Genomic DNA, 21,773 nt, shown 5'->3' with positions numbered 1-21,773 from the left:
GCGCCTGCGACCATCATGCCGCACCCCCGCCGATGCCCCGCATCCGCTCCAGGGCCGTGTCCAGGGTGGCATCGGCCTTGGCGAAGCACAGGCGCACGAGGCTGCGCACGGAGCCGTCCGGGTAGAACGCGCTCACCGGGATCGCCGCGACGCCGTGGCGGGTGACCAGGGCCTCGCAGAAGGCCACGTCGTCGGCGTAGCCGAGGCCCGCAATGTCGATGTTGAGGAACCACGTCGCCTGCGCCGGCAGGACCCGGAAGCCGAGATCACGCAGGCCCGCGGCCAGTCGGTCCCGGGATGCCGCATAGCCCGCCCGCATGGAGTCGAACCATGGCTCCGGCTTGGCGAGGCCATAGGCCACCGCGTCCTGGAGGTTGGGCGGCGTGGTGAAGGTGAGGAACTGGTGGGCCTTGGCCAGTACCCGCATCAGCCGGGCATCGGCCATCACGAACCCGACCTTCCAGCCCGTGAGCGAAAAGATCTTGCCCGCCGAACCGATCTTGACCGTCCGCTCCCGCATGCCCGGCAGCGCCATCAGCGGCTGGTGGCGGGCGCCGTCGAAGACCACGTGCTCCCAGACCTCGTCGCAGATCGCGGTGACGTCGAAGCGTGTGCAGTACCGGGCGAGCAGCGCCAGGTCGTCCGCCGCGAACAGGGTCGCGCTCGGGTTGAGGGGGTTGTTCAGCAGCACGGCCTTGGTCCGCGGGCCGAACGCGGCGGCGAGCGCCGCCTCCTCGAGCCGGAAGAACGGCGGTTGCAGGGTCACGATCCGCGGCACGCCGCCGGCCCGCTGCACCAGCGGCAGGTAGGCGTCGTACATGGGTGCGAACAGCACAACCTCGTCGCCGGGCTCGATCAGCGCCAGCAGGGCGCCGGCCAGGGCCTCGGTGGCGCCGGAGGTCACCATCACCTCGGTCTCGGGATCGAGGGCGAGGCCCTGGTGCCGGGCGTAATGGGCGGCCACGGCCTCGCGCAGGGCCGGCAGCCCCATCATCGGCGGGTACTGGTTCCAGCCGTCGCGCAGCGCTTCGGCACCGCGCGCGCGCACATCCGCGGGGCCCGCATCGTCGGGAAAGCCCTGCCCGAGATTGACCGCGTCATGGGTGGGGGCGAGCCGCGACATGGTCTCGAACACCGTTGTCGGCAGGGCGGCGAAGACCGGATTCATGCGGGGCGGGACGCCGCTTCCGGCGCAGCAGACGAGGGGAGCATGGCCGGGATGTAGCATGGGGTCGGCGGCGTACGGAATGTGCGCGGCCGCACAGACCCTCGCCATCCCGGCGGATGGGACCGCTGACGAATGTTGACATTCATCAGTCGTATCGTAGGTTCGTCTCACGGCTGGAGCGGCGCTCTTGCCGGCGGGGCTTTGCCCCCTCGCTCCGTCAGCGGGATGCCGCTCCGGTCCTCTTCGAAGGGCCATCGATCCCCGGATCGGTGGCCCTTTTCGCATGCCGGGTGCCGGCCCCTCTGCTAGCGTGCCGCGCTCGACGGATGCGATCATGCGGACACCACGCTGCCTCCTCCTCGCCGCGCTGATCGCCGGCCTGGGTCTCGCCCTCCGGCTCGGCCTGCCGGTCGCGCCCGTGGACGCGCCCACCCGGGCGGTGCTGCAGGCCTATGCGACACCGGATCCCTCCGCGGCGGACCCCAGCAACACGGCTGAAACCTCGGCGCCCTAGTGACGGCACATTGGCCGGGCATCCGATACGCCCCGGCGATGGAATATGCCGCAGCCGCCGGACGCCGTCCGGCCCATATCACCGCATAGGCCGATGCGACCGTCCGGGCCGCCGAAGCGTAGGCGGCCGGAACATGCGCCATGGGGGCGTGCACAGCGAGGGATAGGGTACCGCCGATCGCGCAGGCGTCCGGCATGTGCTCTAGTCAGGCATGAACGAGAGTTCCCCGATCCGCACCGACACGGCCCGCGCCTACCAGCCCGGCGAGGCGCCGGCCCGCGAGGTTCGCACGCGGCGCTTCCGGCCGATCCGCTGGCTCGTGATCCTGGCCCTTCTGGCGGGCGCCGGGGCGATCGGCCATCGCTGGTACGAGGCGCGCACCGGCAAGGGCGCCGAGCTGGCCACGGCCCACAAGGGCGGCGGCCGCGGCGGGCGGCACGGCGGCGGGGACATGGCGCAGGCGGTGGGCATCGCCACCGTGACGACCGGCGACATGCCGGTGGTGCTCCAGGGCCTCGGCACCGTGACGCCGCTCGCCACCGTGACGGTGAAGTCGCAGATCAGCGGCTACCTGATGGCGGTGAAGTTCCGCGAGGGCCAGACCGTCAAGGCCGGCGACGAGCTCGCCCTAATCGATTCCCGGCCCTACGAGGCGCTCCTCGCCCAGTACCAGGGCCAGCTCGCCCGCGACCAGGCACTGCTGCAGAACTCGAAGCTCGACCTGCAGCGCTACCAGACCCTGAACCGGCAGGACTCGATCTCCAAGCAGAACGTCGACACGCAGGGCGCCCTGGTCAAGCAGAACGAGGGCACGGTGGCGGCCGACCAGGCGCTGGTCGACCAGCAGAAGCTCAACATCGCCTACACCCACATCACGTCGCCGGTGGACGGGCGGGTCGGCCTGCGCCAGGTCGACCAGGGCAACTACATCTCGGCCGCCTCCACGGCGATCGTGGTGGTGACCCAGCTCCATCCGATCTCGGTGATCTTCACCCTGCCGGAGGACGACGTCGCCCGGGTGATGCGCCAGGTCCGGGCCGGCGCCAAGCTCGCCGTGCGCGCCTACGACCGCGGCGACGCCCACCAGATCGCAATCGGCACCCTGGATACGGTCGACAACCAGATCGACACGACCACCGGCACGGTGAAGCTGCGCGCCCTGTTCGACAATTCCGACGAGGAGCTGTTTCCGAACCAGTTCGTCAACGCCAAGCTGACCGTCGACACGGTGCGGGGCGCGGCCCTGGTGCCGAATTCCGGCCTGCTCCAGGGGACCCCCGGCACCTACGTCTATCTGATGGACGGGGACAGCAAGGTCACGGTCCGGCCGATCAAGACCGGCGAGACCGACGGGACCAACACCGTCGTGGTCTCCGGCCTGAAGCCGGGCGACCGGATCGTCACCGACGGCACCGACCGGCTGAAGGACGGCGCCGAGGTCCGGATCACGGATGGCGCCCAGGCGGCGGGCGCGACCGGCGCGGTCACCGGGGCGGGCGACAAGCCCGGCGGGAAGCCGGCCGCCGGACCGGACGGGGCGGCCGAGACCGCCACCCCGGCAGCGCCGGAGGGCGGCCGCCGGCACGGGCGCCGGTCGGCACAGTGAGCCCGGCCATGGTGCGCCTGCCATGAACCCGTCCCGCCTCTTCATCCTCCGCCCGGTCGCCACGACGCTCCTGATGCTGGCGATCCTGATCGTCGGCGGGGTGTCGTACCTGAACCTGCCGGTCTCGGCGCTTCCGGCCGTCGACTACCCGACGATCCAGATCCAGACCTTCTATCCGGGCGCGAGCCCGGAGGTGATGACCTCCTCGGTCACGGCGCCGCTGGAGCGCCAGTTCGGCCAGCTCGCCAACCTCAACCAGATGACCTCGCAATCCTCCGCGGGCGCCTCGGTCATCACGCTGCAGTTCAACTTGGATCTGCCCCTCGACATCGCCGAGCAGCAGGTCCAGGCGGCGATCAACGCCGCCGGCAACCTGCTCCCGTCGGACCTGCCGGCGCCGCCGATCTACGCCAAGGTCAACCCGGCCGACACGCCCGTCCTGACCCTGGCGCTGACCTCCAAGACCATGCCGCTGACCCAGGTCCGGGACCTGGCCGAGTCGCGGCTCGCCCAAAAAATCAGCCAGGTGGCCGGCGTCGGCCTCGTCAGCATCTCGGGCGGCCAGCGGCCGGCCGTGCGGGTGCGGTTCAACGCCCGGGCGCTGGCCGCCTATGGGCTGAACATCGACGACCTGCGCACGACCATCACCAACCTCAACGTCAACACCCCCAAGGGCTCGATCGACGGGCCGAAGCAATCCTACGCGATCAACGCCAACGACCAGATCCGCGACCCGAAGGCCTACAACGCGGCGATCATCGCGTATCGCAACGGCGCCCCGGTGATGCTCTCGGAGGTCGCCGACGTGGTCGAGGGGCCGGAGAACACCAAGCTCGGCGCCTGGGCCGACGGGACGCCGGCGGTCATCCTCAACATCCAGCGCCAGCCGGGCGCCAACGTCATCGCCACGGTCGACAAGATCAAGTCGCTCCTGCCGCAGATGCAGGCGAGCCTGCCGAGTGCCGTGGCGGTGACGCCGCTCACCGACCGCACCACCACGATCCGGGCCTCCGTGGAGGACGTGCAGTTCGAGCTGGGGCTGGCGATCGCGCTGGTCGTCCTCGTCATCTTCCTGTTCCTGCGCAGCCTGTCGGCCACGCTGATCCCGAGCCTGTCGGTGCCCCTGTCGCTGATCGGCGCCCTGTCGGTGATGGATCTGTACGGCTTCTCCCTCGACAACCTGTCGCTGATGGCGCTCACCATCGCCACCGGCTTCGTGGTCGACGACGCCATCGTGGTGATCGAGAACATCGCCCGCCACGTCGAGGCGGGCGATTCGCCCCTGGAGGCGTCCCTGAAGGGGTCGCGCGAGATCGGCTTCACCATCATCTCGCTCACCGTCTCGCTGATCGCGGTGCTGATCCCGCTGCTGTTCATGGGCGACGTGGTCGGGCGCCTGTTCCACGAATTCGCCATCACGCTGGCGGCCACCATCGTGATCTCCGCGGTGGTCTCGCTGACGCTGGTGCCGATGCTGTGCGCGCGCCTGCTCAAGCACGCCCCCGAGGCCCAGATCCGCCGCCGCGAGGGCGTGTTCGCCCGCGCGGGCCGGCGCGCCACCGACGGCACGATCGCCGCCTACGGCCGCGCGCTCCAGGTGGTGCTGAACCATCAGGGCCTGACCCTGCTGGTGGCGCTCGGGACCCTGGTGCTGACCGTCTACCTGTTCGTGGTCATCCCCAAGGGCTTCTTCCCGGTGCAGGACACGGGCGTGATCCAGGGGATCACGCAAGCCGACCAGTCGGTCTCCTACGGGGCCATGGCCGAGCGGCAGCAGCGGATGGCCGCGCTCATCCTGCAGGATCCGGACGTGGCCAGCCTGTCCTCGTTCATCGGGGTCGACGGCCAGAACGTCACGCTCAATTCCGGCCGGATGCTGATCAACCTCAAGCCCCGCGACCAGCGGACGGAGTCGGCCAGCGCGATCATCCGGCGGATCAATGCGGCGACCCGGGCCGAGCCCGGGATGCGCCTGTTCATGCAGCCGGTCCAGGACCTGACCATCGACACCGCGGTCTCGGCGACCCAGTACCAGGTCATCCTCGAGACCCCGAACCTCAACGATTTCGAGACCTGGGTGCCGCGCTTCACCGAAGCCCTGGCGAAATCCCCCGTGGTCGCCGACGTGGCGAGCGACCACCAGGCACAGGGGCTCGCCGCCTACGTCACCATCGACCGTCCCACCGCCGGCCGCTACGGCATCACCCCGGCGACCATCGACAACGCCCTCTACGACGCCTTCGGCCAGCGGATCATCTCGACGATCTTCACCCAGTCCAACCAGTACCGGGTGATCCTGGAGGCGGACCCGAGCCAGCACACGACCCTGCGCAGCCTGGAGACGATCTACCTGCCGTCCTCGACGGCGACCAACGGCCAGGTGCCGCTCTCCGCGGTGGCGCGGATCAGCGAGCGGCGGGCGCCCCTGCTGATCTCGCATCTCGGGCAATTCCCCGCCACCACGGTGTCGTTCAACCTCGCCCCCGGGGCGGCCCTCGGGCAGGCGGTGGAGGCGATCGAGCAGGCCAAGGCCGCGATCGACCTGCCGCCCTCGTTCCGGGTGGTGCCGCAGGGCTCGGTCTTCGCCTTCCAGTCGGCGCTCAGCAACGAGCTGTTCCTGGTGATCGCGGCGATCATCACCGTCTACATCGTGCTGGGCGTGCTCTACGAGAGCTTCATCCACCCGATCACGATCCTGTCGACCCTGCCGTCGGCCGGGATCGGGGCGCTGCTCGGCCTGATGCTGTTCGGCCTGTCCCTCGACATCATCGCGGTGATCGGCATCGTGCTCTTGATCGGCATCGTGAAAAAGAACGCGATCATGATGATCGACTTCGCGCTCCAGGCCGAGCGCGAGGACGGGCTCGATCCCCGGGAGGCGATCTTCCAGGCCTGCCTGCTGCGCTTCCGGCCGATCCTGATGACCACGCTGGCCGCCCTGTTCGCCGCGGTGCCGCTGATCCTGGGCACCGGCGTCGGCTCGGAGCTGCGCCAGCCGCTCGGCATCTGCATCGCCGGCGGCCTGATCGTCAGCCAGGTGCTCACCCTGTTCACGACCCCGGTGATTTATTTGGCGTTTGATCGGCTGGAACGCCGAATCGCGGGACGGCGGGGTCCGGCTGTCGCCAGCGGCGAGGCCCTCCCGTGAACATCTCCGAGCCGTTCATCCGCCGGCCGGTCGCGACCACGCTGCTCACGATCGGCGTGCTGCTCGCCGGCCTGTTCGCGTTCCTGAAGCTGCCGGTGGCGCCGCTGCCGCAGATCGACTTCCCGGTCATCTTGGTCCAGGCCCAGATGCCGGGTGGCTCGCCCGAGACCATGGCGACCACCGTGGCGGCGCCCCTCGAGCGGCGGCTGGGCGCCATCGCGGACGTCAACGAGATGACGTCCACGAACTCCCTCGGCTCCACCCGGATCGTGCTGCTGTTCGGCCTGAACCGGGACATCGACGGGGCGGCCCGCGACGTCCAGGCGGCGATCAACGCCGCCCGCGCCGACCTGCCGGCCTCGCTCCGGCAGAACCCGACCTACCGGAAGTTCAATCCCGCCGACACGCCGATCATCATCCTCGGCATGACCTCGGACACGCTGACCCGCGGCCAAGTCTACGATTCCGCCGCCACCGTGGTGCAGCAGAAGCTGTCGCAGCTGCCCGGCGTCGGCAATGTCGATATCGGCGGCTCGTCCCTGCCGGCGGTGCGGGTGGAGCTCGATCCCACCGCCCTGTTCAACTACGGCATCGGCCTGGAGGGCATCCGGGCGGCGCTCGCCTCGGCCAACGCCAACTCGCCCAAGGGCGAGATCGATGCCGGGGGCCGGCGCTACCAGCTCTACGCCAACGACCAGGGCCGCAAGGCCGAGGATTACCGCGACATCATCGTGGCCTACCGCAACGGCGCCGCGGTGAAGCTCACCGATGTGGGCCAGGTGCTCGACGGCGTCGAGGACAAGCGCAACCTCGGCATCGTCAACGGCAAGGCCGGGGTGCTGCTGTTCGTCTACAAGCAGCCCGGCGCCAACGTGGTCGAGACCATCGACGCCGTGAAGAAGGCGCTGCCGCAGCTCACCGCGGCGCTGCCGGGCGGCATCGACATCAAGCTCACCGGCGACCGCAGCGCCACGATCCGGGCCTCGCTCGCGGCCACCGAGGAGACGCTGCTGGTGGCGGTCGGCCTCGTGATCCTGGTGGTGTTCGCCTTCCTGCGCTCCGGCCGGGCGACCCTGATCCCGGCGGTGGCCGTGCCGATCTCGATCATCGGCACCTTCTCGGCGATGTACCTGCTCGGCTACTCGCTCAACATCCTGTCGCTCACCGCGCTCATCATCGGCACCGGCTTCGTGGTCGACGACGCGATCGTGGTGCTGGAAAATGTCCAGCGCCACATCGAGGAGGGCAAGCCCCGGCTGGAGGCGGCCCTGATCGGCGCCCGGGAGGTTGGCTTCACGGTGATCTCGATGAGCCTGTCGCTCATCGCGGTGTTCCTGCCGATTTTGCTGATGGGCGGCCTGATCGGGCGGATCTTCCAGGAATTCTCGGTTACCCTGTCGCTGTCGATCCTGATTTCTCTGGTCTTGTCGCTGACCACGACACCGATGATGTGCGCCCGGCTGCTGCGGCCCGAGGGGCACGGACGCCCGGCGGGACGCCGGCCGAACATCCTGATCCGCGTCCTGGAGGGCGGCTTCTCCTGGCTGCTCGACGCCTATGCCCGGACCCTCTCGGTGGCGCTGGCCCATCCGCGCCTCGTGCTGCTGAGCCTGCTCGCCACCGTGGGGCTCAACGTCTACCTCTACATCATCGTGCCGAAGGGGTTCTTCCCCGAGCAGGATACCGGCCAGATGATGGGCGGCGTCCAGGCCGACCAGCGCATCTCGTTCCAGTCCATGGAGGCCAAGCTCCGGCAGGCCACCACCATCGTGGGCGCGGATCCGGCGGTGGAGAGCGTCGTCGGCTTCACGGGCGGGCGCGGCACCAACTCGGCCAACGTGTTCATCGGCCTGAAACCCATCGGCGAGCGGGCGCCGATCTCGGAGGTGATGGCGCGGCTGCGGCCGAAGCTCGCCCAGGTCGCGGGGGCGCGGCTCTACGTCTTCCCGCGCCAGGATCTGCAGATGGGCGGCCGCCAGAGCTTCGCCCAGTACCAGTACACCCTCCAGGGCGACACCGCCGAGGAGCTGTTCGCTGCCGCCCCGAAGCTGCTCGCCGCCCTGCAGAAGGACCCGACCTTCGCGGACGTCACCTCGGACCAGCAGGAGGGCGGCCTGGAGACCCGGGTGGTGATCGACCGCGCCACCGCGTTCCGGTACGGCATCACCCCGAACAAGATCGACAACACCCTCTACGACGCCTTCGGCCAGCGCCAGGTCTCGACGATCTACAACCCCCTGAACCAGTACCACGTCGTAATGGAGATCGCCCCGCGCTACCTCGAATCCCCCGAGACCCTGAAGCAGATCTTCGTCTCGACCTCCGGGGGCAACGCGCCGGGCTCGGCCACCACCAACGCGGTGGCCGGCGCCGCGGCGGCGGCGGGCGGCGTCAACACCAACGCGGCCACCGGGACCAGCAGCCCGGGAAGCGGCGCCGCCGCCGCGACGGGGGCAGTCGGCGGCGCGTCCACCGGCGTCGCCGCCGCAGCCGCGGCCGCAGCCAGCACGGCCGATGCGTCCTCGAACGCCGCCGCGATCGCCTCCGATTCCGCCCGCAACGCCTCGTCCAACGCCATCGCGGCGAGCAAGGGCGGGGCCTCGTCGAGCGCCCCGGTCTCGGCCGCCAAGGAGACCATGGTCCCGCTCTCGGCCTTCGCCCGGATCGAGCCCGGCAGCGCCCCCGTGCAGGTGAGCCACCAGGGCCTGTTCGTGGCGACCACGATCTCGTTCAACCTGGCGCCGGGCAAGAGCCTGTCGGACGCCACCGCGGCGATCGACCGGGCGATGTCGTCCCTGCGGCTGCCGGCCACGATCCACGGCGAATATGCCGGCGCGGCGAAGAACTACGTGGCCTCGGCCTCGCGCCAGCCGCTGCTGATCCTGGCGGCGATCCTGGCGGTCTACGCGGTGCTCGGCATCCTGTACGAGAGCTTCGTGCACCCGCTGACGATCCTCTCGACCCTGCCGTCGGCGGGCGTCGGCGCGGTGCTGGCCCTGCTGGTGACCGGCACCGAATTCACCATCATCGCGCTGATCGCGGTGTTCCTGCTGATCGGCATCGTGAAGAAGAACGCGATCATGATGATCGACGTGGCCCTCGACGCGGAGCGGACCCGGGGTGCGAATCCCGTGGACGCGATCCGGGAGGCCTGTCTCGTGCGCTTCCGGCCGATCATGATGACCACGCTCGCCGCGATGCTCGGGGCCGTGCCGTTGATCCTGGCCACCGGCGAGGGGGCCGAGCTGCGCCGGCCGCTCGGCATCGCCATCGTGGGCGGATTGATCGTGAGCCAGATCCTGACCCTGTACACCACACCCGTCGTCTACCTGACCCTCGACCGCCTCCGGCACCGGGTGCTCGCCCGCCGCCGCCCCGCCGGGCCCGGCGGCGCAGCGGCACTGCCGGCCGGAGAGTGATGCGTCCGTTTTCACGTGAAACACCGGCGGCTCCCGTGCGCGCGCCCGTCCTTCTGAGCGCTTCGGATTCCGCGCACGCGTCGTCGATCGATGGACGCGACGCAGCCTGCGCCTTCCCTCCCCCCTCTGCGGGGGAGGGTGGCCCCCGGAGGGGGTCGGGAGAGAGGCAGCGCGACGGTTCGGGATATGTCGCCCGTCGGGACCGATCCGGCACCGTCGCTCCCCGCTCCAGACCGCTGCTGACGCAGGGGCCACCCTCCCCCGCAGAGGGGGGAGGGAGAGGGGAGCGAGGGTTGCGTCGCGCCTTTCTCCTCCTCCCCCTCATTCCCGCCCTGGCGGGCTGCGTGGTCGGCCCCGACTACACACGCCCCTCCGTCGAGACGCCGTTCGCCTACCGGGAGGGCGGCCAGCGGGAGGACAGCCCGGCCGTCGTGGCGGCGCGCAGGAAAGGCTGGCGCGAGGCCCGCCCCAACGACGCGGTGGAGCGCGGCGACTGGTGGCGGGTGTTCAGGGATCCGCTCCTCGACCGCCTGATCCGCCTCGTCGATGTCGACAACCAATCCCTGCGGCAGGCGGTGGCGAATTACCGGCAGGCCCGGGCGCAGGACGCCTCCGCCCAGGCCGCGCTGTACCCGACCGTGGTCGGCGCCCCGAGCATCACCCGAACCGGCAGCGGCAGCACCGTGCGCACCAGCGCGTCGCTGCTCGGTCAGGCGAGCTGGGAACTCGACCTGTTCGGCGGCACCCGCCGGAACATCGAGAGCGAGGCGGCGCTCGCCCAGGCCGACGCCGCCACGCTCGCGCTGACCCGCCTGACCATCCAGGCCGAGGTTGCCGCCGATTACCTGACCGTCCGCTACGCCGACGCCCTCCAGAAGGTGCTCGACGAGAACGTCGCCAACTTCAAGAAGACCTTGGGGATCACCGAGAACCAGTACGCCGCCGGCGTCGCCGCCCGCTCCGACGTGATCACCGCGCAGACCCAGGTCCAGACCATCGAGGCCCAGGCCATCGCGATCCGGCTGACCCGGGTCCAGTACGTGAACGCCATCGCCACCCTGATCGGCCGGCCGCCCTCGGAGGTCTCGATCCCGGTGGCCGGCATCGGCCGCAACCCGCCGCCCGTGCCAGTCGGGATCCCGTCCGACCTGCTCGAGCGCCAGCAGGCCGTCGCCCAGGCCGAGCGCCTGGTGCAGGGGCAAAGCGAGCGGATCGGCGTGGCGGTGGCGGCCTTCTTCCCCACCGTCACGATCTCGGCGCAGGGGGGCCTCTCCGGGCTGACCCGCAACGGCCTGTTCTCGGCCGCCAACCAGGTCTGGTCGACGACGGCGGCGGGAACCGAGGTCCTGTTCGACGGCGGCGCCCGCACGGCGGCCGTGCGCTCGGCCGAGGCCGGCTACGACGCCGCGGTGGCCAATTACCGGCAGGTGGTGCTCGCCGCCCTGGCGGAGGTGGAGAACCAGATGGCGGCGCTGCGCATCCTCGGCCTGCAACAGGGCGCCCAGGACGCGGCCGTCGAATCCTCGCGCAAGGCCGTCGAGATCACGCTGAACGAGTACCGGGCCGGCACGCAGAACTTCACCACGGTGGTGACCGCGCAAGGATTGCTCGTCTCCAACGAGATCAACGCCCTCCAGGTCCGGCTCAGCCGCTTCACCGCGGCGGTCACGCTGATCCGGGCGCTGGGCGGCGGCTGGGACGTACGCTCCCTGCCGAGCGACGCCGAGTTGAAGGGCCCGACCCTGCCGATCGACCGGGGCGGCCAAGCCGTCCGCGTGGACGAGTAGCTTATCGGGCCGCTGCCCCGATGCCCTGCCAAAGGGCTGAGCCCTTTGGGATCCCGATTTCGAGCCGGGCTCCCCCTTAACCCGGAACGGGCATTGCGACAGCCGGGTTGTCACGCCGATTTGCTGCACCGCAGCCCGATGGGAGCCAGGCATGGCCGAGCAGACGATAGCCCTCAAGGACGATGCGGCCAGCGGCACCAAGCCCGCGCCCCCCTGCACGCTGGTGATCTTCGGGGCCGGCGGCGACCTGACCAAGCGCCTGCTGATGCCCTCGCTCTACAACCTCGCCGGGGCCGGCCTCCTGCCGGAGGGTTTCACGATCCTGGGGGTCGACCATTCCGACGGCACCGACGAATCCCTGCGCGACAGCCTCACGAAGACCATGGAGGCGTTCAGCCAGGACCCGACCTCGGAGTTCCATGCCGACCACATCGACCCCAAGAGCTGGGGCTTCATCCGCGACCGGCTGCACTACCTGAAGGGCGATTTCGAGAAGCCGGAGACATTCGCGGCGGTCAAGGCGAAGGTGAGCGGCAGCGCGGTGTTCTATTGCGCGGTGGCGGCCCGGTTCTTCGGGACCATCGTCGACGGGCTCGGCCAAGCCGGGCTGCTCCGCCAAGAGAACGGCGATTTCCGCCGGGTGGTGATCGAGAAGCCGTTCGGCTCCGACCTCGCCTCCGCCCGGGAGCTCAACGCCCGGATCCTGAAGCAGGCCGACGAGAGCCAGTTCTACCGGATCGACCATTTCCTGGGTAAAGAGACCGTCCAGTCGATCATGGCCTTCCGCTTCGCCAACGGCCTGCTGGAGCCGGTCTGGCGGCGGGAATACATCGACAGCGTCCAGATCACCGCGGCCGAGACCGTGGGGGTCGAGGAGCGCGGCGGCTTCTACGAGCCGACCGGGGCGCTCCGGGACATGGTGCCGAACCACATGTTCCAGCTGCTCTGCATGGTCGCCATGGAGCCGCCGAATTCCTTCGGTGCCGAGGCGGTCCGTTCGGAGAAGGCCAAGCTGGCCGAGGCCGTCCGGCCGATCCCGCCGGAGGACGCGGTGCGCGGCCAGTACACGGCCGGCACCTCGGAGGGGCGCGACGTGCCGGGCTATCGCGACGAGCCGCATGTCGCCAAGGACTCCGTCACCGAGACCTTCATCGCCCTCAAGCTCAAGATCGAGAACTGGCGCTGGGCCGGCGTGCCGTTCTACGTCCGCACCGGCAAGCGGATGACCGGGCGGCGCACCGAGATCGCCGTGCTGTTCAAGCCGGCCCCGTTCAAGATGTTCGAGGACACGCCCAACGCCGATCTCGGCCCGACCGTGATGCGGATCATGATCGACCCGGACCACGGGGTCAGCACCGAGTTCAACGTGAAGGTCCCGGGCCCGGAGATGAAGATCGGCCGGGTCGGCGCGGCGTTCCGCTACAAGGACTTCTTCGCCGACCAGCCGAATGTCGGCTACGAGACCCTGCTGTACGATTGCATGATCGGCGACGCGACCCTGTTCCAGCGGGCCGACAACATCGAAGCCGGCTGGGCGGCGGTCGATCCCCTGCTCAAGGGCTGGCCGCAGGCGGACGTGAAGCCCTATCCGGCCGGCAGCACCGGGCCGAAGGACGCCGACGACCTCCTGGCCCGGGACGGCCGCCACTGGCTGGGTCTCGACGGCAAGACGGATTGAGGACCGAATAGCCATGCTGGATCCGACGGCCAAGTCATCGGATCCGGTCGTTTTCGAGTTGGCCGCGACGTGTTACCCTCCGACCGTCATGGAGATGTTCCGTCGAACGAAGGGGCGGCTACTTTGGGCGAGGCGACATTCACCTTTCAGGTCGATGAAACCCTGAAGAATGAATTCTCCCAGGTCGCACAGGACCGCGACCGCGATGGCGCCCAGCTCCTGCGTGACTTCATGCAGGCGTACGTCAGACAGCAGCGGGACGAAACCGAGCATGACGCTTGGTTTCGCCGGCAGGTTCAGATTGGACTGGATTCTGCCAATAGTGGCCGTGTGATCCCCGCTGAGGACGTGGAAGCGCGGTTCGCAGCCAAGCGGGCAGCCACACGGCAACGGCTCGATTCCAAGAAATGAAGGCGTTGGTCAGAACGCTCGAAGCGCTTCAGGACCGCGAAGCAATCTAAGATTACATCGAGACCGACAATCCAGCGGCTGCCATCGCGCTCAATGAGCGGTTCACCAAGAAGGCCGCCCGCTTGGTGGATCGTCCCGCTCTCGGGCGGCCGGGCCGTGTCGCCGGCACACGCGAGTTGATCGTCCATCGCCGGTACATCATCGTCTACGACGTCGATGATGTTTCCGTTCGAATGCTTCGGGTCTTGCACGCCGCTCTGCAATGGCCGCCTCGGTCGAGTTGAGCTTCCGAGACCGAAGCAGATATCCGAAGCGATCTCAGCGCCGCTTGAACGGCAGCATCGCCGCCACGGCCAGCGCATCGACCCGGTTGTTCAGCGGGTCGCTGGCATGGCCCTTGACCCAGTGCCAGGCTACCTCGTGGCGGGCGTTCGCCGTGTCAATCCGGCGCCAGAGGTCCTCGTTCTTCACCGGCTTCTTGTCGGCGGTGCGCCAGCCCCGGGCCTTCCAGTTGTGGATCCAGCTGGTGATGCCCTGGCGCAGGTACTGGGAGTCCGTGAACAGGTCGACCCGGCACGGCCGCTTGAGCGCCTCCAGGGACTCGATCGCCGCCAGGATCTCCATGCGGTTGTTGGTGGTGAAGGCCTCGCCGCCCGAGAGTTCCTTCTGGGTGTCGCCGAAGATCAGGATCGCGCCCCAGCCGCCGGGGCCGGGATTCCCCGAGCAGGCGCCATCCGTGTAGATCTTCACCCGCGTCGGCTCGCCCGCGGTCTCGGTCACGTTGTCGCTCATTCAATCCTCAAGCCTGCCGCCCGTAATCCCGCGCGTCCTGCGCCTGGCGGTGGAACGTCAGCCGGCGATCGAACTCCCGCGGATCCTTGGGCTTCACCAGGGCGCCGGGCGGCACGTTCAGCCAGTCGACCAGGCGGGTCAGCATGAAGCGGAGCGCCGCGCCCCGGCACAGGATCGGCAGGGCCGCGACCTCCGCGGGCTCCAGCGGCCGCACCGCCTCGTAGCCGGCGATCAGGGCCGCCGCCATGTCCCGGTGGAACCGGCCATCGGCCTCGAAGCACCAGGCGTTGAGGCAGACCGCGAGGTCGTACGCGAAGGCGTCCGTGCAGGCGAAATAGAAGTCGATCAGCCCCGAGAGGCTGTCGCCGATGAAGAACACGTTGTCGGTAAACAGATCCGCATGGATCACCCCGCCCGGCAGGTTCTGGGGCCAGGCGGCTTCGAGCAGCGCAAGGTCGGCCCGGGTACGCTCGGCCAGGCCCGGCGCCACCGAATCGGCCTGGGCCTCGGCCTGGGCGAAGAGCGGGCGCCAGGAGGCCACCGAAAGGCTGTTGGCGCGCACCATCCCGAAATCGGCGCCGGCGGCGTGCAGCTCGGCCAGCGCCCGGCCCAGTTCCCGGCAATGCCCGACGCCGGGCGTCTTGACCGAGACGCCCTCCAGGAAGCTGACGATGGCGGCGGGCCGGCCGCAGAGCTGGCCGAGCGCCGTGCCCGCCCGGTGTCGCACCGGCTGCGGACAGGCGAGGCCGCGGGCCGAGAGGTGCTCCATCAGCCCGATGAAGAACGGCAGGTCGCCCTCCCGCACCCGCTTCTCGTAGAGGGTCAGGATGTAGGAGCCCTGGGTGGTGTGCAGGAAGAAGTTGGAATTCTCGACGCCCTCGGCGATGCCCTTGAAGGAGAGCAGGCTGCCGATGTTGTAGGCGGACAGGAACTCAGCGAGCGCCGCGTCGGATACCTCGGTGTAGACGGCCACGTGATCGCGCTCTGGTTCGGAAGGTCAACAAGACGAGGGGCGCCGAAGCGCCCCTGGTTCGTGCCGGCTGGGTCGGTCGGGAAGCCTACTCGGCGGCTTCGCTGCGTAATTCGCGCGGCAGCGGGAAGACCATGTCCTCGACCACCGTCGAGACCGTGTCGACGATCACGTCGTAGCGGGCGGCGAAGGCCTCGATGATTTCCTCGACCAGCACCTCGGGGGCCGAGGCGCCTGCCGTGAGCCCGAGCTTGCGAATACCCTCGAAGGCCGGCCAGTCGATCTCCTCGGCGCGCAGCACCAGGCGGGTGATCGGGCAGCCGACGCGCTCGGCGACCTCGCGCAGGCGCTGCGAGTTCGAGGAGTTCGAGGATCCGACCACGATCAGGGCGTCCACCAGCGGGGCCACCTGCTTCACCGCCTCCTGGCGGTTGGTGGTGGCGTAGCAGATGTCGTCCTTGTGCGGCCCGGTGATGGTCGGGAACTTCTTCTTGAGCGCCTCGACGATGTGTCGGGTGTCGTCGACCGACAGGGTCGTCTGGGTGACCCAGGCGAGGTTGTCGGGGTTCTCGGGCGTCAGGGCCTGGATCTGGTCCAGATCCTCCACCAGGGTGATCGAGCCCTTGGGCAGCTGGCCCATGGTGCCGACCACCTCGGGGTGGCCGGAATGGCCGACCAGCAGCACGTGGCGACCGCGCTTGTGGTGGATCTCGGCCTCGCGGTGGACCTTGGTCACCAGCGGGCAGGTGGCGTCGATGGTGGTGAGCCCGCGGGAATCGGCATTGGCCGGAACCGTCTTCGCGACGCCGTGGGCGGAGAAGATCACCGGGGCGCCGCTATCGGGCACCTCGTCCAATTCGCGCACGAAGACGGCGCCCTTCCGCTTCAGGCTCTCGACCACGTACTTGTTGTGGACGATCTCGTGCCGGACATAGACGGGCGGTCCGTAGAGGGCGAGGGCCCGCTCGACCACGTCGATGGCCCGCACCACGCCGGCACAGAAGCCGCGGGGGGCACAGAGCAGGATCTCCAGCGGCGGCTTGCCGGTGGTGCCCTGAACGGGCGCGAGGGACGCGAGGTCTGCGGTCATGGGGGCGATGTGGCGAGGGCGGGGCTGTCCTGTCAACGGTCCTGGACTGCGAACCGGGCAGGAAGACGACCGCGGAGCGCCTCTGTAGCACGTTTGCCGCGCAATTTGGACCCGGGGCGCCCCGCGCCTCGATCTAGAGTCTTCGAATTCCGGTCACGGCGCCAAAACTGTTCTCCCGGATCCGGGCGACCGCGCCGGCCAGCGGCTCGACCGCCACGGCCATGTCGTGGCCATTGGCATGGATCAGCGTCTCGGGGTCGCGCATCAGCCCGACATGGCCGCGCCAGAACACGAAGTCGCCCCGGCGCAATCCGTCGAGGGCGAGGGGCAGCGCATGGCCCAAGCCCCGCTCCTGCATGTCGGCGTCGCGGGGGCAGGGGAGGCCGGCGGCGTCGAGGCACAATTGGACGAGGCCGGAGCAGTCGAGCCCGAGGCTGGTGCGCCCGCCCCAGAGATAGGGAACGTCGGCGAGCCGCTCGGCCGTGGCGACGTAGTCGGGCGCGTGCTCCGCCAGCGGAGCGCAGTGATTCGCAAAGACGTAGCCGCCGGGCGTCTCTAGGTAGGTCCCCGTCTGCCCGGTGACCACGAGGCGCGCGCCCAGGCTGAGATGCCCACGCACCGGCCGCTTCAGGTCCGGCTCGGGATACAGGAAGGTGCGCAACGCCGTGACGCGATGGCTGGGCTCGGGCTCCACCGGACCGAGGCAGGCGGCGGGCAGGTAGCCGACATAGCCGTCCCGGACGAGCTGCACGAAGGCGAAGCCATCCTGCTCGGCGTAGAGATCGACCGCGTCGCCGAGCAGCACCTCGGTGTCGAGGCCGGCCTCCGGGGCGGCCGCCCGGCGCAGCGGCGCGACCGGGGCGACCACCCGGCGCCGGGTGGCGGCGGCGAAGCGCTCGGCCGTGACCCGGCCGCGCAGGCGCAGGTCGGCGAGGTCCGGACGCGCCGGGGTGAGGCGGGGATCGAGCGATTCGGTCATGGCCGTCAGCTTAGCGCATCCGCGCTTTCCGAAAGGCTGCACCCCCGATCACGCGGCGGCTCGGCGCATCCACCGGGCGGCCTGGGACCGGATCCGGCCCCCCGTATGGCGTCCGGCGCGGGCGCGCGCTATTATGCCGCAGCGCGATGCCGGCGACCGGCCGGATGAGTCCCACCCTGGGGAATCGCGCCGCTGGCATGCCGGATGCGCCCGTTCCGCGACGAGGCATGTTCCCGGGACGGGCATCCGCCGATTTTGATGCACTGCACAACCCGCCGGGAAGGCGCTATGTCTTGCCCATGATGACCGCGAGTCGCCCCGTGAAGAAGACGCAGAAGAGCTTCGCCGACCTGCCACCGATCCGCGTGCGCCGCGAGCCGCCGACGGTGAACGAAGCGGTCGCCGCCGCCCAGGACCTGTCCGACGATGTCGAGCAGCAGGTCGAGATCGCCGCGGGCCTGATCGGTCTTCCGGCCGACGAGGTCCGCCCGCACGTCCTGGCGGCCAAGAGGGCCAAGCCGGAGCGCATGCCCGAGCGGATCCTGACCCATGCGAGCCCGAGCCGGGCGCCGCGCACCGTGGTGGTCGAGCGCCGCACCCGCCCGACCGTGGTGATCGAGCGCCGCACCCGGCCCCTCGCGCCCCCGCGCTGATAGAACGAGCTCGGTTCCACCCGACCTCGCGAGCGTAGCCGCGCCGGCCTCAGCCCGGCGCCACGCAAAGGCGCAAGATTAATCGGCGGTCTGGACCGACCAGGTTGCGTGGCGGATGCCCGGGGCCTTGGCGAGATCGGCAGTGACCGCATCCAGCTCGGCGGCCTTGACGGCGCTGGCGGTGAGCGTCGCAACCACGTCGACCGCGCCTTCGCCGCGCTCCTCCACCTCGACGTTGCTCACCGGATAGTTCGCCGCCTCCAGGCGCTCGACCAGCAGGTCCTGGGCGGGGCCGGCCTCGCCCGGCGCCGTGGTCACCTGAACCTCGTAGGTCGCCTCGGTCGAGGATTCGCGGATCGGCGCGCGGTTGATGGCGTTCACCAGCGGCCGGAGCGCGGTGTTGCAGGTCAGCACCGTGACGGTGACGAACACGGCCTCCAGCGGCAGGTCGGCGCCGCAGAACGCGCCCACGGCGGCCGAGCACCACAGGGTGGCGGCCGTGTTGAGGCCGCGCACGTTCATCCCCTCCTTCATGATCACGCCGGCGCCCAGGAAGCCGATGCCGGAGATCACGTAGGCCACCGTGCGGACCCCGCCGTCCGGGCCGGTGAGCCGCATGCCGAGATCCACGAAGGCCGAGGCGCCGATCGCCACCAGCACCGCCGTGCGCAGGCCGGCGGTGCGCTGCCGGTATTGCCGCTCGGCCCCGATCGCCGTGCCGAGCACGAAGGCCACGATCAGGCCGATGGCGGATTTGAGTTCCTCGGGAATGGCGGCGTAGCTGGTCATGCCGGTCTCTTGGGCGGGGAGAGGTGACGAAACCGTGACATCATGGCGTGGCTCGCGCCTCGTCCCGGGTACGGGAACCGGGACGAGGCGCGAGGCCATTGATTCTGCATCATCTTTTTCCGAAAGCCGGCAGCCACCTCTCGGGATGATGCTGTAAGCCGACCAAAGGGGGAACCCACCGGGATTGACGGCCCCACCGGGCAGCGGGCACACCGGCTGCAACCTGAGGATCCCATGAGAAGACGGGACCCGGCCGAGGAGACGTGCAGGATGCAGGACACGGCCCCCGCGGCAGGAGTTTGTCTCCGCGCACGAGCGTTTCCCGCATGAGCGACGCCCTCGCCGAGAGCCGGCCTTCTCCGGCCCCGGACACGGCCCTGCACGGGCGGGTCCTGGCTTTGCGCGACGGGCTGGAGCGTGGCCTGATCGGCAGCGCCGGCCTGGTCGAGCGTCTGCTGATCGGGCTGCTGACCGGCGGTCACCTGCTGATCGAGGGCGCGCCGGGGCTGGCCAAGACCCGCGCGGTCAAGCGGCTGGCCGACGGGCTCGACGGCTCGTTCGCGCGCATCCAGTGCACCCCGGACCTGATGCCGGCCGATCTCACCGGCACCACGGTCTGGCGCCAGGACAGCGGCAGCTTCGAGTTCCTGCAAGGGCCGCTGTTCCACGCCCTGGTGCTGGTGGACGAGGTCAACCGCGCGCCGCCCAAGGTTCAGTCGGCCCTGCTCGAGGCCATGGCCGAGGGGCAGATCACGGTCTCCGGACAGACCCACCCGCTCGCCGACCCGTTCATGGTCGTGGCGACCCAGAACCCGATCGAGCATGCCGGCACCTTCCCGCTGCCGGAGGCGCAGCTCGACCGGTTCCTGCTGCATGTCGTGGTCGAGATGCCCGACGAGGCCACCGAGCGGGCGATCCTCGACCTCGTGGAGGGCGAGATCACCCACCACGTCGAGGCCATGCCGGTGCGCCTGTCGCTCGCCGACGTCCGCGCCGCCCGGGAGGCCGCGCTCGCCACCTACGTGTCGCCGGCGCTCAAGGATTACCTGGTCCGCCTGGTGGCGGCGACCCGCACCGATGCGGCGGCCCCGGACCTGCGGGCGATGATCGAGCATCCCGCCTCGCCGCGCGGCACCCTGGCGCTGATGATGGCCGGCAAGGCCCGGGCCTGGCTGCGGGGCCGGGACCACGTCACCCCGGAGGACGTCACCGAACTCGCCCGGGACGCGCTCTCCCACCGGATCGGCCTGACCTGGCGGGCGGCCGCCGAGGGCAAGACCGCCCGCGGCCTGGTCGGCGAGTTGGTGCAGCGGGTCCGGGCGCTCTGAGCGTGTTCGGGCTTTGGAACACGCGGCGGAAACTCCCTTCCCCCTCTGCGGGGGAGGGTGGCCCCCGAAGGGGGTCGGGAGAGGGGCAGCGCGACGATGCGGGTTTCGGATCGAACCGCGATCTCTTCGGACAGGGCGCTCCCCTCTCCCGACCCGGCCTGACGGCCGGCCCACCCTCCCCCGCAAAGGGGGGAGGGAAAGACGTGGGATCCGCCCAATCCCAAATGAACGGCATCCGCCTCTCCGGCGAGGCGCTGATGGGCCTGCGCCATCTCGCCCGGCGGGGCGCGGCCCCCGCGACCCGGACGCTCGCGGGCCTGCCCGGCGGCATCGTCACGAAGCGGCGCGGGCGCGGCTCCGAGCCGGAGGATGTGCGGCTCTGGTCGGAGGGCGACGACCGCCGGTTCATCGACCGCAACGCCACCGCGCGCACCGGGCAGCTGCACGTGCGCACCCATCACGACGAGCGCGACCGCGCCGTGGTGCTGCTCGCCGATTTCCGCCCCTCGATGCTGTTCGGCCCCCGCCGGGCCCTGCGCTCGGTGGCCGCCGCGGAGGCCCTGGCGCTGCTCGGCTGGCGGGTCGCGGCCGATGGCGGCCGGGTCGGCCTCGCGGTGGCGAGCGCGGGCGCGCCCACAATGCTGCGGCCGGCCGGCGGCCGGCGCGCCATGATCGCGGTGACCGGGGCCCTGGCCCAGGCGCATGCGAACGCCCTCGCGGCGGCCGGCGTCGCCGGATCCGACGCGCCCCTGGAGCCGACCCTCGGGCTCGCCCGCAGCCTGCTGCCCGCCGGCGGCCACCTGGTCATCGCCAGCGCCCTCGATGCCCCCGGCCCGGGCTTCGACGCGACGCTAACCCTGCTGGCCGAGCGGGTCGCGATCCGGCTGATCCTGGTGAGCGACGCCTTCGAGCGCACCCGCCCGCCGGGCTTCTATCCCTTCGCCCTGGCGGATGGCCGGCGCGGGACCGCGCTCCCGGCGGTGCTGCCGGGCGAAACCGCCGAGGCCCGGCTCGCCGACTATGCCCGCCGGGGCATCGCCGGGGTGCGCCTCGACGTCGAGGCCGGCCCCGAGGCCTACGCGCCGCTGATGGAGCGCCTCGATGCGGTGCTGTAAGGCTCGGGGCTCGTCCCGAACGGTGGGTGCCGGCTTTCGGATGGAGACGATGCCCCGGCGAAACCCGCACGCATCGCCCCGTCCCTGCCGTCCGGGTCCGGCGCGATGAATCCCGTCGCGATCGCCCCGTCCCTCGACCAGCTCCGCGGCCTGCACCTGCCCGGGGGCGCCGCCGGGGCGGTGCAGGGCGAGATCGTCGCGGCGGCGGCTTTGGGTTTCCTCGCCGCCCTGCTGGTCGGGCTCGTTCGCTATCTGCGCGGCCGGGCCCGGGCGAGCCTGCGCCGCGCCGCGCTGGCCGATCTCGCCGGCATCCTGGGCCTCGCCCC

The 21,773-nt window shown here is 70.4% G+C and carries 17 protein-coding genes and 1 pseudogene; 12 read left to right on the top strand and 6 right to left on the bottom strand.

All coding sequences use genetic code 11. The features are described from left to right. Positions 1 to 13: 13 nt before the first annotated feature. Positions 14 to 1,168 (bottom strand): aminotransferase, encoded by a 1,155-nt coding sequence (locus AO398_RS12535; RefSeq protein WP_058192375.1) that lies wholly within the window; start codon positions 1,166 to 1,168, stop codon positions 14 to 16. A gap of 334 nt (positions 1,169 to 1,502) precedes the next feature. Here AO398_RS12535 and AO398_RS12530 point away from each other — a divergent pair, with 334 nt between their 5' ends. The 8 genes from AO398_RS12530 (at position 1,503) to AO398_RS27500 (ending at position 14,015) form a co-directional block, all read left to right on the top strand. After that, a complete protein-coding gene (locus AO398_RS12530; protein ID WP_058192374.1) occupies positions 1,503 to 1,682 on the top strand; it encodes a hypothetical protein in 180 nt (59 codons plus the stop codon). Between the two features lie 211 nt (positions 1,683 to 1,893). After that, a complete protein-coding gene (locus AO398_RS12525; protein WP_058192373.1) occupies positions 1,894 to 3,288 on the top strand; it encodes an MdtA/MuxA family multidrug efflux RND transporter periplasmic adaptor subunit in 1,395 nt (464 codons plus the stop codon). A 22-nt stretch (positions 3,289 to 3,310) separates the two neighbouring features. Continuing rightward, positions 3,311 to 6,436, top strand: coding sequence for an MdtB/MuxB family multidrug efflux RND transporter permease subunit (locus AO398_RS12520; protein ID WP_058192372.1), 3,126 nt, complete (start codon positions 3,311 to 3,313; stop codon positions 6,434 to 6,436). Further along, positions 6,433 to 9,855: an efflux RND transporter permease subunit gene (locus tag AO398_RS12515; protein WP_058192371.1), complete on the top strand. Its 3,423-nt coding sequence runs from the start codon at positions 6,433 to 6,435 to the stop codon at positions 9,853 to 9,855. The genes AO398_RS12520 and AO398_RS12515 overlap by 4 nt, the downstream gene beginning before the upstream one ends. Positions 9,856 to 10,148: 293 nt before the next feature. Further along, a complete protein-coding gene (locus tag AO398_RS12510) occupies positions 10,149 to 11,642 on the top strand; it encodes an efflux transporter outer membrane subunit (protein WP_152997508.1) in 1,494 nt (497 codons plus the stop codon). A 151-nt stretch (positions 11,643 to 11,793) separates the two neighbouring features. After that, positions 11,794 to 13,320 carry a glucose-6-phosphate dehydrogenase gene (gene zwf / locus AO398_RS12505; protein WP_058192370.1) on the top strand — a complete coding sequence of 509 codons (1,527 nt, stop codon included), beginning with the start codon at positions 11,794 to 11,796 and terminating at the stop codon, positions 13,318 to 13,320. Positions 13,321 to 13,443: 123 nt separating this feature from the next. After that, positions 13,444 to 13,731 carry a hypothetical protein gene (locus AO398_RS12500; RefSeq protein ID WP_058192369.1) on the top strand — a complete coding sequence of 96 codons (288 nt, stop codon included), beginning with the start codon at positions 13,444 to 13,446 and terminating at the stop codon, positions 13,729 to 13,731. 56 nt (positions 13,732 to 13,787) lie between these two features. Continuing rightward, the gene (locus tag AO398_RS27500; protein WP_244498754.1) at positions 13,788 to 14,015 is read left to right on the top strand and encodes a type II toxin-antitoxin system RelE/ParE family toxin; all 228 of its coding nucleotides are present in this window, start codon (positions 13,788 to 13,790) and stop codon (positions 14,013 to 14,015) included. Positions 14,016 to 14,049: 34 nt separating this feature from the next. On the opposite strand, the gene rnhA is transcribed toward AO398_RS27500, so the two are convergent. The 4 genes from rnhA to AO398_RS12480 all read right to left on the bottom strand — a co-directional run bounded on the left by rnhA (position 14,050) and on the right by AO398_RS12480 (position 17,562). After that, complete coding sequence (rnhA, locus tag AO398_RS12495; RefSeq protein ID WP_058192368.1) at positions 14,050 to 14,523, bottom strand: ribonuclease HI; 474 nt, start codon at positions 14,521 to 14,523, stop codon at positions 14,050 to 14,052. A gap of 7 nt (positions 14,524 to 14,530) precedes the next feature. Next, positions 14,531 to 15,496, bottom strand: a complete 966-nt coding sequence (locus tag AO398_RS12490) for a homoserine kinase (RefSeq protein WP_058192367.1) — start codon at positions 15,494 to 15,496, stop codon at positions 14,531 to 14,533. Between the two features lie 85 nt (positions 15,497 to 15,581). Continuing rightward, on the bottom strand, positions 15,582 to 16,583 hold the full coding sequence (gene ispH, locus AO398_RS12485; RefSeq protein WP_058192366.1) for a 4-hydroxy-3-methylbut-2-enyl diphosphate reductase: 1,002 nt from the start codon (positions 16,581 to 16,583) through the stop codon (positions 15,582 to 15,584). Positions 16,584 to 16,716: 133 nt separating this feature from the next. Beyond that, positions 16,717 to 17,562, bottom strand: coding sequence for an NlpC/P60 family protein (locus AO398_RS12480; RefSeq protein ID WP_058192365.1), 846 nt, complete (start codon positions 17,560 to 17,562; stop codon positions 16,717 to 16,719). A 320-nt stretch (positions 17,563 to 17,882) separates the two neighbouring features. On the opposite strand from AO398_RS12480, the gene AO398_RS12475 reads away from it, so the two are divergent. Further along, a complete protein-coding gene (locus AO398_RS12475) occupies positions 17,883 to 18,215 on the top strand; it encodes a hypothetical protein (protein ID WP_201025756.1) in 333 nt (110 codons plus the stop codon). A gap of 78 nt (positions 18,216 to 18,293) precedes the next feature. On the opposite strand, the gene AO398_RS12470 is transcribed toward AO398_RS12475, so the two are convergent. Next, positions 18,294 to 19,004, bottom strand: a complete 711-nt coding sequence (locus AO398_RS12470; RefSeq protein WP_058192363.1) for an MgtC/SapB family protein — start codon at positions 19,002 to 19,004, stop codon at positions 18,294 to 18,296. A 326-nt stretch (positions 19,005 to 19,330) separates the two neighbouring features. On the opposite strand from AO398_RS12470, the gene AO398_RS12465 reads away from it, so the two are divergent. The 3 genes and pseudogenes from AO398_RS12465 to AO398_RS12455 all read left to right on the top strand — a co-directional run. Beyond that, positions 19,331 to 20,332 (top strand): MoxR family ATPase, encoded by a 1,002-nt coding sequence (locus AO398_RS12465; RefSeq protein WP_058192362.1) that lies wholly within the window; start codon positions 19,331 to 19,333, stop codon positions 20,330 to 20,332. Between the two features lie 257 nt (positions 20,333 to 20,589). Further along, a complete protein-coding gene (locus AO398_RS12460) occupies positions 20,590 to 21,447 on the top strand; it encodes a DUF58 domain-containing protein (RefSeq protein WP_348272359.1) in 858 nt (285 codons plus the stop codon). 105 nt (positions 21,448 to 21,552) lie between these two features. Continuing rightward, positions 21,553 to 21,773: pseudogene (locus tag AO398_RS12455) on the top strand (DUF4381 domain-containing protein); the annotation flags it as partial.

Source organism: Methylobacterium sp. GXS13 (genome assembly GCF_001455965.1).
Taxonomy (GTDB): Bacteria; Pseudomonadota; Alphaproteobacteria; order Rhizobiales; family Beijerinckiaceae; genus Methylobacterium.
The sequence above is the reverse complement of the archived record's forward strand: the minus strand, read 5'-3'. Positions and strand labels throughout refer to the sequence as shown.